Annotated in this window: 1 protein-coding gene; it reads left to right on the top strand. The window is 28.4% G+C overall.

Going from position 1 to position 610, the window contains the following annotated elements:
* The coding region (locus tag IDG60_RS20675; protein WP_241013415.1) for a DUF1405 domain-containing protein at positions 1-540 on the top strand (540 nt) is incomplete at its 5' end.
* Positions 541-610 lie beyond the last annotated feature (70 nt).

The following is a 610-nucleotide window of genomic DNA, read 5'->3' as shown; positions in this document are numbered from 1 at the left end:
TTAATGATGCTACTCATTTGTAATATATTAGGGATGATTTATGGTTATATATGGTATGGTGAACAATTAAGTCATACGCCGTGGCATTTTAAGATTTTTGTTCCAGATAGCCCAACTGCAATATTATACTTAGTTATTTCTATCTCATTGATATTAATTCAAAAACAAAATAGTATTATCGAAGCACTGGCATTTGTAACATTATTCAAATATGGGATTTGGGCAGTTATAATGAATATATTATTTATTATTGAACAAGGTGATATTACAGTAAATGGTTTGGTATTAATGTTTTCCCACAGTATAATGGCTGTTCAGGCAATTTACTTCTATCCTAGGTTTAAACGTTCTATGATTGGAATCAGTGTAGCGATGATTTGGGTGTTTTTGAATGATTATATTGACTATTTTCACCTTCAATTTCCATATTATGATTTTATAACTACACATGTGTGGCAAATTGGTGTATTATCATGTTGTCTAAGTGTTTTTGGACTTTTGCTTTATATTGAATTAAACAAATTATTAAAGTGTAAATGATTTGATAAAAACGGCAAATGACAGTAAAATATTTATAAAGGAGAGTGAGTTTATTGTCTTCAATTTTTAC

It is taken from the genome of Staphylococcus sp. EG-SA-2, from assembly GCF_017152085.1.
Note: the sequence above shows the minus strand (reverse complement) of the source record. Positions and strands in the feature narration are given on the sequence as shown.